The organism is Citrobacter freundii complex sp. CFNIH4, assembly GCF_002934505.1.
Lineage (GTDB): Bacteria > Pseudomonadota > Gammaproteobacteria > Enterobacterales > Enterobacteriaceae > Citrobacter > Citrobacter freundii.
Map to the genome: position 1 here is coordinate 4653750 of NZ_CP026231.1, position 13822 is coordinate 4667571.

The window sequence follows — 13822 nt, forward strand, 5'->3', positions numbered from 1 at the left end:
AAGCGGTCTGATAACAGAATTTGCCTGGCGGCTGTAGCGCGGTGGTCCCACCTGACCCCATGCCGAACTCAGAAGTGAAACGCCGTAGCGCCGATGGTAGTGTGGGGTCTCCCCATGCGAGAGTAGGGAACTGCCAGGCATCAAATAAAAGCGAAAGGCCCGGTCGAAAGACCGGGCCTTTTGTTTTATCTGTGGTCTGTCGGTGAGCGCTCTCCTGAGGAGGACAAATCCGCCGGGAGCGGATTTGAACGTTGCGCAGCAACGGCCCGGAGGGTGGCGGGCAGGACGCCCGCCATAAACTGCCAGGCATCAAATAAAGTGAAGAAGCCCATCCTGACGGATGGGCTTTTTTGCGTGTGTGCGGGGTAAAAACCGCCGGGCTGAACGTATTGTGCAGGCCTGATAAGCGCAGCGCATCACGCACATCGCAGCACCATCGGGTGCAAAGCAATATCCTGAGCCTCCATAACACAAGCCATCCTGCGGTATATGCGGTAAACTAGGCGCGATTTTGCATCAGGAAAGCGTCTATGAATCACTCCCTTAAAGCCTGGAACACCTTCGGTATCGATCAGCAAACGAATGAACTTGTCTGCGCCGAAAATGAACAACAATTACTGAATGCCTGGCAATTAGCCAATGCATCGCATCATCCAGTACTGATTCTGGGCGAAGGGAGTAACGTCCTGTTTCTTGATACCTTCCAGGGTACGGTGATCGTCAATCGTATTAAGGGTATTGAGATTACAGAGCAACCTGATGCGTGGCATTTGCACGTAGGCGCGGGTGAAAACTGGCATCAGTTGGTGTGCTATGCGCTGGAGCACAACATGCCTGGCCTGGAAAATCTGGCACTTATTCCGGGCTGTGTCGGCTCATCGCCAATCCAGAACATTGGTGCTTATGGTGTGGAACTTCAGCGTGTTTGCGAATATGTGGACTGCATTGAACTGGCGACCGGCAAACATCTGCGCGTCAGTGCTACAGAATGCCGTTTTGGTTACCGTGACAGCATCTTCAAGCATGAATACCAGGATCGTTTCGCAATTGTAGCCGTTGGTCTGCGCTTACCTAAACAGTGGCAGCCCGTTTTGACTTACGGTGACCTGACGCGTCTGGATCCTACAACAGTTACACCTCAGCAGGTTTTTGATTCAGTCTGCCATATGCGCACGACAAAACTGCCCGATCCGAAAGTAAACGGTAATGCGGGTAGCTTCTTTAAAAACCCAGTTGTCACTGGGAATATTGCGCAGGAGCTCCTGGCTAAATTCCCAACAGCACCTCATTACCCGCAGGCTGATGGTTCTGTGAAACTGGCAGCAGGCTGGCTTATCGATCAGTGCCAGCTAAAAGGTATGCGCATTGGTGGCGCGGCGGTACATCAGCAGCAGGCACTGGTGCTGATCAATGCAGATAATGCGACGAGTCAGGATGTAGTGCAACTTGCACACCATGTGCGCCAAAAAGTCGGTGAGAAATTTAATGTCTGGCTCGAACCAGAGGTCCGGTTTATTGGTCCGCAGGGTGAAATGAATGCTGTGGAGATCATTGCATGAAGGATAATACCGTCCCTCTGACGCTTATTTCATTATTGGCCGATGGAGAATTTCATTCCGGTGAGCAGCTCGGTGAAACGTTGGGAATGAGCCGTGCCGCAATCAATAAGCATGTCCAGACGTTGCGCGACTGGGGGGTTGATGTCTTTACTGTTCCAGGTAAAGGATACAGCTTACCGGAGCCTATCCAACTATTAGATGCCTCACTTATTCATTCTCAACTGGATGGTGGAAATATCACTGTCCTGCCGGTTATCGATTCAACCAATCAGTACCTGATGGACCGAATAGGTCAGCTGGAGTCAGGGGATGCCTGCGTCGCTGAATATCAACAGGCCGGGCGCGGCCGCCGTGGTCGGAAATGGTTTTCACCGTTTGGTGCCAACCTTTACCTCTCAATGTTCTGGCGGCTGGAACAAGGACCGGCCGCCGCGATTGGCCTGAGTCTGGTTATTGGTATCGTCATGGCTGAGGTTTTGCGCGATCTAGGTGCGGATAAAGTCCGTGTAAAATGGCCCAACGACCTCTATTTACTCGACCGTAAACTGGCAGGGATCCTGGTTGAACTGACCGGTAAGACAGGTGATGCCGCGCAAATTGTTATTGGCGCGGGTATTAATATGTCCATGCGCCGGGTTGAAGAAAATGTGGTTAATCAAGGCTGGATTAACCTGCAGGAAGCGGGCATTAACATTGACCGCAATACCCTTGCTGCCCGACTGATACGTGAGTTGCGCGCTGCGTTGGTGCTCTTTGAGCACGAAGGTTTAGCACCGTATCTGTCTCGCTGGAAGAAACTGGATAACTTTATCGACCGCCCGGTAAAACTTATTATTGGTGATAAAGAAATATTTGGTATCTCTCGTGGAATAGACGCGCAAGGTGCATTATTGCTTGAACAAAATGGCGAGATCAAACCCTGGATGGGTGGAGAAATATCGCTGAGAAGTGCTGAATAATAAGAAGGGGAGCTGAGGCTCCCCTTTTTATTTATTTACGTAGCCTGACTTGCTCAACGGCATGATTGGCGCTTTTAGTCATAATCAAGCTGGCTCTTTCACGTGTTGGTAAAATGTTTTGCTTTAAATTCAGCCAGTTAATTTCTTTCCATAGCGATGTGGCAGTATTGATAGCCTCATCTTCTGATAATTTTGCATAGTTATGGAAATAAGAGTCCGGGTTGGTAAACGCCCCTTCACGGAATTTCAGAAAGCGGTTGATATACCACGTCTGGAGTAATTCTTCTGGCGCATCAACATAAATAGAAAAGTCGACAAAGTCAGAAACAAATACATGATGTGGATCGTGAGGATAGTCCATCCCGCTTTGTAATACATTTAATCCTTCGAGTATTAATATGTCGGGCTGGGCAACGGTTTTGTCGCCATCAGGGATCACATCATAGATGAGATGGGAATAGACCGGCGCCGTGACGTTAGGTACGCCTGATTTCAGATCGGAAACGAATTTAACCAAGCGATGCATATCATAGGACTGGGGGAAGCCTTTCTTCTTCATTAGTCCACGATCTTTCAATACCTGGTTAGGGTGGAGAAAGCCATCGGTAGTAATCAATTCAACCTTACGATGCTCTGGCCAGCGACTGAGTAAGGCCTGCAAAACACGCGCTGTCGTACTTTTACCGACGGCAACGCTGCCAGCAATACTAATAATATAAGGAATACGCTCGCCATTCGTGCCTAAAAATTGCTCCAGCACTGCCTGACGTCGCAGGTTTGAACTGATGTAAAAGTTTAGCAAACGCGAGAGAGGCAAATAAATCTCGGCAACTTCTTCCAGCGATAAGTCTTCGTTAATGCCTTTAAGACGAGCAATCTCTTCCTCGGTCAGGGTCATCGGCACGGAATCACGAAGCGCAGCCCACTGGTTGCGATCAAACTGTAGGTAAGGCGACGTTAACGCTTGCTCTTTTATACTCATACGCATGGTCTGGCTGTCATTGCTATATCAGGTCTGCGGTAAAAAACGAAATCATCCCCGGTACGCAATGGCACGCACATTTCAGTTAATTTGGACAATGGGCAGGAGGGTAACACCAGATGGAGGGGAATAATAAGAAAAAATCATCCTCTGAAATGCAATGTGACGGGTATTCCAGATGTATAAAGATGTGCTTTCTCTCTATCGACGCGTGCATGCTGGAGCAAAATTCCTCCCTGAGGTGGCACCTGGCGTTGGAAATTTGTCCAATCCAAAGAAGAAATAGATTATTTATCGGTCGCATAGTGCAAAATGTGAGCGATAGAACATTTTATGCAATTTTTTAGTTGCATGAGTGCGCATGTCTCCATAAAATGCGCGCTACTTGATGCCGACTTAGCTCAGTAGGTAGAGCAACTGACTTGTAATCAGTAGGTCACCAGTTCGATTCCGGTAGTCGGCACCATCAAGTCCGGTGGGGTTCCCGAGCGGCCAAAGGGAGCAGACTGTAAATCTGCCGTCACAGACTTCGAAGGTTCGAATCCTTCCCCCACCACCACTTTCTGGCAGCGTTATCGCCGCCTGAGTTGATTAAAAAATTAATCAGCTCGAACAGAAAAGAGAGAAATCTCTTTTTTGTTACAGAAAGAACTGGGTAGCCGAGTTTCAGGATGCGGGCATCGTATAATGGCTATTACCTCAGCCTTCCAAGCTGATGATGCGGGTTCGATTCCCGCTGCCCGCTCCAGACGTGCTGATATGGCTCAGTTGGTAGAGCGCACCCTTGGTAAGGGTGAGGTCCCCAGTTCGACTCTGGGTATCAGCACCACTTCACTTCTCCTTCCCGTTTCTCTCTGTTTACTTTTAAAAGCATTCAACAGCTCAGGTATATTGCCTGGTTGATGTGGTGATATCACCGATTTATCCGTGTCTTAGAGGGACAATCGATGTCTAAAGAAAAATTTGAACGTACTAAACCGCACGTTAACGTCGGTACTATCGGCCACGTTGACCATGGTAAAACAACGCTGACCGCTGCAATCACTACCGTACTGGCTAAAACCTACGGCGGTGCTGCTCGCGCATTCGATCAGATCGATAACGCGCCGGAAGAAAAAGCACGTGGTATCACCATCAACACTTCTCACGTTGAATATGACACCCCGACTCGCCACTACGCACACGTAGACTGCCCGGGCCACGCCGACTATGTTAAAAACATGATCACCGGTGCTGCGCAGATGGACGGCGCGATCCTGGTTGTTGCTGCGACTGACGGCCCGATGCCGCAGACTCGTGAGCACATCCTGCTGGGTCGTCAGGTAGGCGTTCCGTACATCATCGTGTTCCTGAACAAATGCGACATGGTTGATGACGAAGAGCTGCTGGAACTGGTAGAAATGGAAGTTCGTGAACTTCTGTCTCAGTACGATTTCCCGGGCGACGACACGCCGATCGTTCGTGGTTCTGCTCTGAAAGCGCTGGAAGGCGAAGCAGAGTGGGAAGCGAAAATCATCGAACTGGCTGGCTTCCTGGATTCTTACATCCCAGAACCAGAGCGTGCGATTGACAAGCCGTTCCTGCTGCCTATCGAAGACGTATTCTCCATCTCCGGTCGTGGTACCGTTGTTACCGGTCGTGTAGAGCGCGGTATCATCAAAGTTGGTGAAGAAGTTGAAATCGTTGGTATCAAAGAGACTGCTAAGTCTACCTGTACTGGCGTTGAAATGTTCCGCAAACTGCTGGACGAAGGCCGTGCTGGTGAGAACGTTGGTGTTCTGCTGCGTGGTATCAAACGTGAAGAAATCGAACGTGGTCAGGTACTGGCTAAGCCGGGCTCTATCAAGCCGCACACCAAGTTCGAATCTGAAGTGTACATTCTGTCCAAAGACGAAGGCGGCCGTCATACTCCGTTCTTCAAAGGCTACCGTCCGCAGTTCTACTTCCGTACTACTGACGTGACTGGTACCATCGAACTGCCGGAAGGCGTAGAGATGGTAATGCCGGGCGACAACATCAAAATGGTTGTTACCCTGATCCACCCGATCGCGATGGACGACGGTCTGCGTTTCGCAATCCGTGAAGGCGGCCGTACTGTTGGTGCGGGCGTTGTTGCCAAAGTAATGAGCTAATTGCCGAATAACATTTGACGCAATGCGCAATAAAAGGGCATCATTTGATGCCCTTTTTGCACGCTTTCACACCAGAACCTGGCTCATCAGTGATTTTTTTTGTCATAATCATTGCTGAGACAGGCTCTGAAGAGGGCGTTTAGTCCGAAACGCACCAGAGCATTTCGGTTTGGATCGCCTCGCTTACGCGGGGTGAAAATGTTTGTAGAATACTTCTGACAGGTTGGTTTATGAGTGCGAATACCGAAGCTCAAGGAAGCGGGCGCGGCCTGGAAGCGATGAAGTGGGTTGTTGTCGCTGTATTGCTGCTTGTAGCTATCGTTGGCAACTACCTCTATCGTGACATGATGCTGCCGCTGCGTGCGCTGGCCGTAGTGATTCTGATTGCCGCAGCGGGTGGTGTCGCGCTGTTGACAACAAAAGGTAAAGCGACCGTTGCTTTTGCCCGTGAAGCGAGAACCGAAGTCCGTAAGGTCATTTGGCCAACTCGCCAGGAAACATTGCACACCACATTAATTGTGGCTGCGGTTACCGCAGTAATGTCACTGATCCTGTGGGGACTGGATGGTATTCTGGTTCGCCTGGTATCCTTTATCACTGGCCTGAGGTTCTAAGATGTCTGAAGCCCCTAAAAAGCGCTGGTACGTCGTTCAGGCGTTTTCCGGTTTTGAAGGCCGCGTAGCCACGTCGCTGCGCGAATATATCAAGTTACAAAATATGGAAGAGCTGTTTGGCGAAGTCATGGTGCCGACCGAAGAAGTGGTCGAAATCCGTGGTGGCCAGCGTCGCAAGAGCGAACGTAAATTCTTCCCGGGCTATGTACTGGTCCAGATGGTGATGAATGACGCAAGCTGGCACCTGGTGCGTAGCGTGCCGCGTGTGATGGGCTTTATTGGCGGTACATCTGACCGTCCGGCGCCGATCAGCGACAAAGAAGTTGATGCGATCATGAACCGTCTGCAGCAGGTTGGTGATAAACCGCGTCCGAAAACGATGTTTGAGCCAGGTGAAATGGTTCGCGTTAGTGACGGTCCGTTTGCTGACTTTAACGGCGTGGTTGAAGAAGTGGACTACGAGAAGTCCCGCCTGAAAGTCTCTGTTTCTATCTTTGGTCGTGCGACCCCGGTAGAACTGGACTTTGCCCAGGTAGAAAAAGCCTAAACAGCGATCAAAAAAGCGGCGATTTAATCGTTGCACAAGGCGCGAGATTGGAATACAATTTCGCGCCTTTTGTTTTTATGGACCCTGTCCGTAAAACGAATTTAATCACGGGGAGCCTCCTTGAGGCGCTATAACCCAACTAGAGGAATTTAGAATGGCTAAGAAAGTCCAGGCCTACGTCAAGCTGCAAGTTGCAGCTGGTATGGCTAACCCGAGTCCGCCGGTAGGTCCAGCACTGGGTCAACAAGGCGTGAACATCATGGAATTCTGCAAAGCGTTCAACGCAAAAACTGATTCCATGGAAAAAGGTCTGCCGATCCCGGTTGTTATCACCGTTTACGCTGACCGTTCTTTCACTTTCGTTACCAAAACGCCTCCGGCAGCAGTTCTGCTGAAGAAAGCGGCTGGTATCAAGTCTGGTTCCGGTAAGCCGAACAAAGACAAAGTGGGTAAAATTTCCCGCGCTCAGCTGCAGGAAATCGCGCAGACCAAAGCTGCCGACATGACTGGTTCCGACATTGAAGCGATGACTCGCTCCATTGAAGGTACTGCACGTTCCATGGGCCTGGTAGTGGAGGACTAAGAAATGGCTAAACTGACCAAGCGTATGCGCGTGATCCGTGACAAAGTTGATGCAACTAAACAGTACGACATCAACGAAGCTATTGCTCTGCTGAAAGAGCTGGCCACTGCTAAATTCGTAGAAAGCGTAGACGTTGCCGTTAACCTCGGCATCGATGCTCGTAAATCTGACCAGAACGTACGTGGTGCAACTGTACTGCCGCACGGTACTGGCCGTTCCGTTCGCGTAGCCGTATTTGCCCAGGGCGCAAACGCTGAAGCTGCTAAAGCTGCAGGCGCTGAGCTGGTAGGTATGGAAGATCTGGCTGATCAGATCAAGAAAGGCGAAATGAACTTTGACGTTGTTATTGCTTCCCCGGATGCAATGCGCGTTGTTGGCCAGCTGGGTCAGGTTCTGGGTCCGCGCGGCCTGATGCCAAACCCGAAAGTTGGTACTGTAACCCCTAACGTTGCTGAAGCGGTTAAGAACGCTAAAGCAGGTCAGGTTCGTTACCGTAACGACAAAAACGGCATCATTCACACTACCATCGGTAAAGTGGATTTTGACGCTGACAAACTGAAAGAAAACCTGGAATCTCTGCTGGTTGCGCTGAAAAAAGCGAAACCGACTCAGGCTAAAGGCGTGTACATCAAGAAAGTTAGCATCTCCACCACCATGGGTGCTGGTGTTGCCGTTGATCAGTCCGGTCTGACTGCGACTGTGGCGAACTAATATTCGCCTTTACGTGGGCGGTGATTTTGTCTACAATCTTACCCCCACGTTTCTGCTAATTGCAGACGTATATCCGAGATATTCAGGCTGTGGCAAGGCGACAACTGAGTGAATCGCCAGGAGCATAGTTAACTATGTGACTGGTGTGAACGAAGGCAGTCAACGCCGGCACAGATTGAATAGCGACAGATAGACAAGATTTGTTCGTTGGAGCCTGGCCTATCCAGGCCTCCGTCGAAGACCGCAGGTGTTTCGTAAGAAACTTAATGCCCTGCGTAGACGGTGACAGAACGCTAAGATTATTTCTGATACTCTGGCTTGTTTCTGCTCACCGTATTTAGACGCTCTCTCCGTTGGGGAGAGTGAAGTGAGTTCCGGAACATGAGTTCCGGCAAACATCCAGGAGCAAAGCTAATGGCTTTAAATCTTCAAGACAAACAAGCGATTGTTGCTGAAGTCAGCGAAGTAGCCAAAGGCGCGCTGTCTGCAGTAGTTGCGGATTCCCGTGGCGTAACTGTAGATAAAATGACTGAACTGCGTAAAGCAGGTCGTGAAGCTGGCGTATACATGCGTGTTGTTCGTAACACCCTGCTGCGCCGCGTCGTTGAAGGTACTCAGTTCGAGTGCCTGAAAGACACGTTTGTTGGTCCGACCCTGATTGCATACTCTATGGAACATCCGGGCGCTGCTGCTCGTCTGTTCAAAGAGTTCGCGAAAGCGAATGCAAAATTTGAGGTCAAAGCCGCAGCCTTTGAAGGTGAATTGATCCCGGCATCGCAAATCGATCGCCTGGCAACTCTGCCGACCTACGAAGAAGCAATTGCACGCCTGATGGCAACCATGAAAGAAGCTTCGGCTGGCAAACTGGTTCGTACTCTGGCTGCTGTACGCGATGCGAAAGAAGCTGCTTAATCGTAGTTATCTTTCTCAAGCATCTGCTTACGTATAAACTTATTCTGATTTTCAGGAACAATTTAAATGTCTATCACTAAAGATCAAATCATTGAAGCAGTATCCGCTATGTCCGTAATGGACGTTGTAGAACTGATCTCTGCAATGGAAGAAAAATTCGGTGTTTCCGCTGCTGCTGCTGTAGCTGTAGCTGCTGGCCCGGCTGAAGCTGCTGAAGAAAAAACTGAATTCGACGTAATTCTGAAAGCTGCTGGCGCTAACAAAGTTGCTGTTATCAAAGCAGTACGTGGCGCAACTGGCCTGGGTCTGAAAGAAGCTAAAGACCTGGTAGAATCTGCTCCGGCTGCCCTGAAAGAAGGCATCAGCAAAGACGACGCAGAAGCACTGAAAAAATCTCTGGAAGAAGCTGGCGCTGAAGTTGAAGTTAAATAAGCCAACTTTTCTGGTTGCAGCCTAAGAAATTAGGCTGATGGCTGGTGACTTTTTAGTCACCAGCCTTTTTGCGCTGTAAGGCGCCAGTAGCATTTCACACTGTTTGACTACTGCTGTGCCTTTCAATGCTTGTTTCTATCGACGTCTTAATATACTGCGACAGAGCATCAGTTCTGTGTAAATCGCAATGAAATGGTTTAAGCGTGATAGCAACAGGCATTGCGGAAAGTATTCGATTTTCCGGTCAACAAAATAGTGTTGCACAAACTGTCCCTTCGTCGGACAGATGGGTCGACTTGTCAGCGAGCTGAGGAACCCTAATGGTTTACTCCTATACCGAGAAAAAACGTATTCGTAAGGATTTTGGTAAACGTCCACAAGTGTTGGACATACCTTATCTCCTTTCTATCCAGCTTGACTCGTTTCAGAAGTTCATCGAGCAAGATCCTGAAGGGCAGTATGGTCTGGAAGCAGCTTTCCGTTCCGTTTTCCCGATTCAGAGCTACAGCGGTAATTCCGAGCTGCAATACGTCAGCTACCGCCTTGGCGAACCGGTGTTTGACGTTCAGGAATGTCAGATCCGTGGCGTGACCTATTCCGCACCGCTGCGCGTAAAACTGCGTCTGGTGATCTACGAGCGCGAAGCGCCGGAAGGCACCGTAAAAGACATTAAAGAACAAGAAGTCTACATGGGCGAAATTCCGCTCATGACTGACAACGGTACCTTTGTAATCAATGGTACTGAGCGTGTTATCGTTTCTCAGCTGCACCGTAGTCCTGGCGTCTTCTTTGACTCCGACAAAGGTAAAACCCACTCTTCGGGTAAAGTGCTGTATAACGCGCGCATCATCCCTTACCGTGGTTCCTGGCTGGACTTCGAATTCGATCCGAAGGACAACCTGTTCGTACGTATTGACCGTCGCCGTAAACTGCCTGCGACCATTATTCTGCGTGCACTGAACTACACCACTGAGCAGATCCTTGACCTGTTCTTTGAAAAAGTTGTTTTCGAAATTCGCGACAACAAGCTGCAGATGGAACTGGTGCCGGAACGCCTGCGTGGTGAAACCGCCTCCTTTGACATTGAAGCTAACGGCAAAGTCTACGTCGAAAAAGGCCGTCGCATCACTGCGCGCCACATTCGCCAACTGGAAAAAGACGATATCAAACATATCGAAGTTCCGGTTGAATACATTGCTGGTAAAGTTGCGGCTAAAGACTACGTTGACGAATCTACTGGCGAGCTGATCTGCGCAGCTAACATGGAGCTGAGCCTGGATCTGCTGGCTAAGCTGAGCCAGTCTGGTCACAAGCGTATCGAAACGCTGTTCACTAACGATCTGGACCACGGTCCGTACATTTCTGAAACTGTACGCGTCGACCCAACCAACGATCGTCTGAGCGCGCTGGTAGAAATCTACCGCATGATGCGTCCTGGTGAGCCGCCGACTCGTGAAGCTGCTGAAAGCCTGTTCGAGAACCTGTTCTTCTCCGAAGACCGCTATGACCTGTCTGCGGTCGGTCGTATGAAGTTCAACCGTTCTCTGCTGCGCGACGAAATCGAAGGTTCCGGTATCCTGAGCAAAGACGACATCATCGAAGTGATGAAGAAGCTCATCGATATCCGTAACGGTAAAGGCGAAGTCGATGATATCGACCACCTCGGCAACCGTCGTATCCGTTCCGTAGGCGAAATGGCGGAAAACCAGTTCCGCGTTGGCCTGGTACGTGTTGAGCGTGCGGTGAAAGAGCGTCTGTCTCTGGGCGATCTGGATACCCTGATGCCTCAGGATATGATCAACGCCAAGCCGATTTCTGCAGCAGTGAAAGAGTTCTTTGGTTCCAGCCAGCTGTCTCAGTTTATGGACCAGAACAACCCGCTGTCTGAGATTACGCACAAACGTCGTATCTCTGCACTCGGCCCAGGCGGTCTGACCCGTGAACGCGCAGGCTTCGAAGTTCGAGACGTACACCCGACTCACTACGGTCGCGTATGTCCAATCGAAACGCCTGAAGGTCCGAACATCGGTCTGATCAACTCCCTGTCCGTGTATGCACAGACTAACGAATACGGCTTCCTCGAGACTCCGTACCGTAAAGTGACCGACGGTGTTGTAACTGACGAAATTCATTACCTGTCTGCTATCGAAGAAGGCAACTACGTTATCGCTCAGGCGAACTCCAACCTGGATGACGAAGGCCACTTTGTAGAAGATCTGGTTACCTGCCGTAGCAAAGGCGAATCCAGCTTGTTCAGCCGTGATCAGGTTGACTACATGGACGTATCCACCCAGCAGGTGGTATCCGTCGGTGCGTCCCTGATCCCGTTCCTGGAACACGATGACGCCAACCGTGCATTGATGGGTGCGAACATGCAACGTCAGGCGGTTCCGACTCTGCGCGCTGATAAGCCGCTGGTTGGTACCGGTATGGAACGTGCTGTTGCCGTTGACTCCGGTGTTACTGCAGTTGCTAAACGTGGCGGTACTGTTCAGTACGTGGATGCTTCCCGTATCGTTATCAAAGTTAACGAAGACGAGATGTACCCGGGCGAAGCAGGTATCGACATTTATAACCTGACCAAATACACCCGTTCTAACCAGAACACCTGTATCAACCAGATGCCTTGCGTATCTCTGGGCGAGCCGGTTGAACGTGGTGATGTGCTGGCTGACGGTCCGTCCACCGACCTCGGTGAACTGGCGCTGGGCCAGAACATGCGCGTGGCATTCATGCCATGGAATGGTTACAACTTCGAAGACTCCATCCTCGTATCCGAGCGTGTTGTCCAGGAAGACCGTTTCACCACCATCCACATTCAGGAACTGGCATGTGTGTCCCGTGACACCAAGCTGGGGCCAGAAGAGATCACCGCTGACATCCCGAACGTGGGTGAAGCTGCGCTCTCCAAACTGGATGAATCCGGTATCGTTTATATCGGTGCGGAAGTGACCGGTGGCGACATTCTGGTTGGTAAGGTAACGCCGAAAGGTGAAACCCAACTGACGCCAGAAGAGAAGCTGCTGCGTGCGATCTTCGGTGAGAAAGCGTCTGACGTTAAAGACTCTTCTCTGCGCGTGCCAAACGGTGTTTCCGGTACGATTATCGACGTTCAGGTCTTTACTCGCGATGGCGTAGAAAAAGACAAACGTGCGCTGGAAATCGAAGAGATGCAGCTGAAGCAGGCGAAAAAAGACCTGTCTGAAGAACTGCAGATCCTCGAAGCTGGCCTGTTCAGCCGTATCTACGCTGTGCTGGTTTCCGGTGGTGTTGAAGCTGAGAAGCTCGACAAACTGCCACGCGACCGCTGGTTAGAACTCGGCCTGACCGACGAAGAAAAACAGAATCAGCTGGAACAACTGGCTGAGCAGTACGACGAACTGAAACACGAATTCGAGAAAAAACTCGAAGCGAAACGCCGTAAAATCACTCAGGGCGACGATCTGGCACCGGGCGTGCTGAAGATTGTTAAGGTTTATCTGGCGGTTAAACGTCGGATCCAGCCTGGTGATAAGATGGCAGGTCGTCACGGTAACAAGGGTGTAATCTCTAAGATCAACCCGATCGAAGATATGCCACACGATGCTAACGGTACGCCGGTAGATATCGTACTGAACCCGCTGGGCGTACCATCGCGTATGAACATCGGTCAGATCCTTGAAACCCACCTGGGTATGGCTGCAAAAGGTATCGGCGATAAGATCAACGCCATGCTGAAACAGCAGCAGGAAGTCGCGAAGCTGCGCGAATTCATCCAGCGTGCTTACGATCTGGGTTCAGATGTTCGTCAGAAAGTTGACCTGAATACCTTCAGTGATGAAGAAGTTCTGCGTCTGGCTGAAAACCTGAAAAAAGGTATGCCGATCGCAACGCCGGTATTCGACGGTGCGAAAGAGTCTGAAATCAAGGAACTGTTACAGCTGGGTGGCCTGCCGACTTCCGGTCAGATCACACTGTTCGACGGTCGTACCGGTGAGCAGTTCGAGCGCCAGGTTACCGTTGGCTACATGTACATGCTGAAACTGAACCACCTGGTTGATGACAAGATGCATGCGCGTTCTACCGGTTCTTACAGCCTGGTTACTCAGCAGCCGCTGGGTGGTAAGGCGCAGTTCGGTGGTCAGCGCTTCGGGGAGATGGAAGTGTGGGCGCTGGAAGCATATGGCGCAGCATACACCCTGCAGGAAATGCTCACCGTTAAGTCTGATGACGTGAACGGTCGTACTAAGATGTATAAAAACATCGTGGACGGCAACCATCAGATGGAACCAGGCATGCCGGAATCCTTCAACGTACTGTTGAAAGAGATTCGTTCGCTGGGTATCAACATCGAGCTGGAAGACGAGTAACTCTCGATCAAACAGGTCACTGGTGCTGGCGTAACAGCCAGC

At 50.5% G+C, this 13822-nt stretch carries 11 protein-coding genes, 4 tRNA genes, 1 rRNA gene and 1 pseudogene; 15 read left to right on the forward strand and 2 right to left on the reverse strand.

Going from position 1 to position 13822, the window contains the following annotated elements; genetic code table 11:
- Positions 1-23: 23 nt before the first annotated feature.
- From rrf to birA, 3 genes are all read left to right on the forward strand, one after another.
- Positions 24-139, forward strand: a 5S ribosomal RNA gene (rrf, locus tag C2U41_RS23815).
- Positions 140-530: 391 nt separating this feature from the next.
- Positions 531-1559 (forward strand): UDP-N-acetylmuramate dehydrogenase, encoded by a 1029-nt coding sequence (murB, locus tag C2U41_RS23820; RefSeq protein ID WP_003845339.1) that lies wholly within the window; start codon positions 531-533, stop codon positions 1557-1559.
- The gene (gene birA, locus C2U41_RS23825; protein WP_003031105.1) at positions 1556-2518 is read left to right on the forward strand and encodes a bifunctional biotin--[acetyl-CoA-carboxylase] ligase/biotin operon repressor BirA; all 963 of its coding nucleotides are present in this window, start codon (positions 1556-1558) and stop codon (positions 2516-2518) included. The genes murB and birA overlap by 4 nt, the downstream gene beginning before the upstream one ends.
- Before the next feature lie 31 nt (positions 2519-2549).
- On the opposite strand, the gene coaA is transcribed toward birA, so the two are convergent.
- Positions 2550-3500, reverse strand: a complete 951-nt coding sequence (gene coaA, locus C2U41_RS23830; RefSeq protein ID WP_003031107.1) for a type I pantothenate kinase — start codon at positions 3498-3500, stop codon at positions 2550-2552.
- A gap of 290 nt (positions 3501-3790) precedes the next feature.
- Positions 3791-3871 (reverse strand): annotated as a pseudogene (locus C2U41_RS29820) (hypothetical protein); the annotation flags it as partial.
- Positions 3872-3890: 19 nt separating this feature from the next.
- On the opposite strand from C2U41_RS29820, the gene C2U41_RS23840 reads away from it, so the two are divergent.
- The 12 genes from C2U41_RS23840 (at position 3891) to rpoB (ending at position 13780) form a co-directional block, all read left to right on the forward strand.
- A tRNA-Thr gene (locus tag C2U41_RS23840) sits at positions 3891-3966 on the forward strand.
- An 8-nt stretch (positions 3967-3974) separates the two neighbouring features.
- Positions 3975-4059, forward strand: a tRNA-Tyr gene (locus tag C2U41_RS23845).
- A gap of 114 nt (positions 4060-4173) precedes the next feature.
- Positions 4174-4248 (forward strand) — tRNA-Gly (locus tag C2U41_RS23850).
- 5 nt (positions 4249-4253) lie between these two features.
- Positions 4254-4329, forward strand: a tRNA-Thr gene (locus C2U41_RS23855).
- A 118-nt stretch (positions 4330-4447) separates the two neighbouring features.
- Positions 4448-5632 carry an elongation factor Tu gene (tuf, locus tag C2U41_RS23860; RefSeq protein ID WP_003031109.1) on the forward strand — a complete coding sequence of 395 codons (1185 nt, stop codon included), beginning with the start codon at positions 4448-4450 and terminating at the stop codon, positions 5630-5632.
- A 230-nt stretch (positions 5633-5862) separates the two neighbouring features.
- Positions 5863-6246, forward strand: coding sequence for a preprotein translocase subunit SecE (secE, locus tag C2U41_RS23865; RefSeq protein WP_003033128.1), 384 nt, complete (start codon positions 5863-5865; stop codon positions 6244-6246).
- Position 6247: 1 nt separating this feature from the next.
- On the forward strand, positions 6248-6793 hold the full coding sequence (gene nusG, locus C2U41_RS23870) for a transcription termination/antitermination protein NusG (protein ID WP_003033125.1): 546 nt from the start codon (positions 6248-6250) through the stop codon (positions 6791-6793).
- 154 nt (positions 6794-6947) lie between these two features.
- Complete coding sequence (rplK, locus tag C2U41_RS23875; protein ID WP_003033122.1) at positions 6948-7376, forward strand: 50S ribosomal protein L11; 429 nt, start codon at positions 6948-6950, stop codon at positions 7374-7376.
- Between the two features lie 3 nt (positions 7377-7379).
- Entirely contained in the window at positions 7380-8087 is a 708-nt protein-coding gene (gene rplA, locus C2U41_RS23880) for a 50S ribosomal protein L1 (protein WP_003033119.1), read from the forward strand.
- 414 nt (positions 8088-8501) lie between these two features.
- Entirely contained in the window at positions 8502-8999 is a 498-nt protein-coding gene (gene rplJ / locus C2U41_RS23890) for a 50S ribosomal protein L10 (RefSeq protein ID WP_001207203.1), read from the forward strand.
- A gap of 66 nt (positions 9000-9065) precedes the next feature.
- The gene (gene rplL / locus C2U41_RS23895) at positions 9066-9431 is read left to right on the forward strand and encodes a 50S ribosomal protein L7/L12 (protein ID WP_003033114.1); all 366 of its coding nucleotides are present in this window, start codon (positions 9066-9068) and stop codon (positions 9429-9431) included.
- Between the two features lie 320 nt (positions 9432-9751).
- Positions 9752-13780, forward strand: a complete 4029-nt coding sequence (rpoB, locus tag C2U41_RS23900; protein WP_003033111.1) for a DNA-directed RNA polymerase subunit beta — start codon at positions 9752-9754, stop codon at positions 13778-13780.
- Positions 13781-13822: the final 42 nt, after the last annotated feature.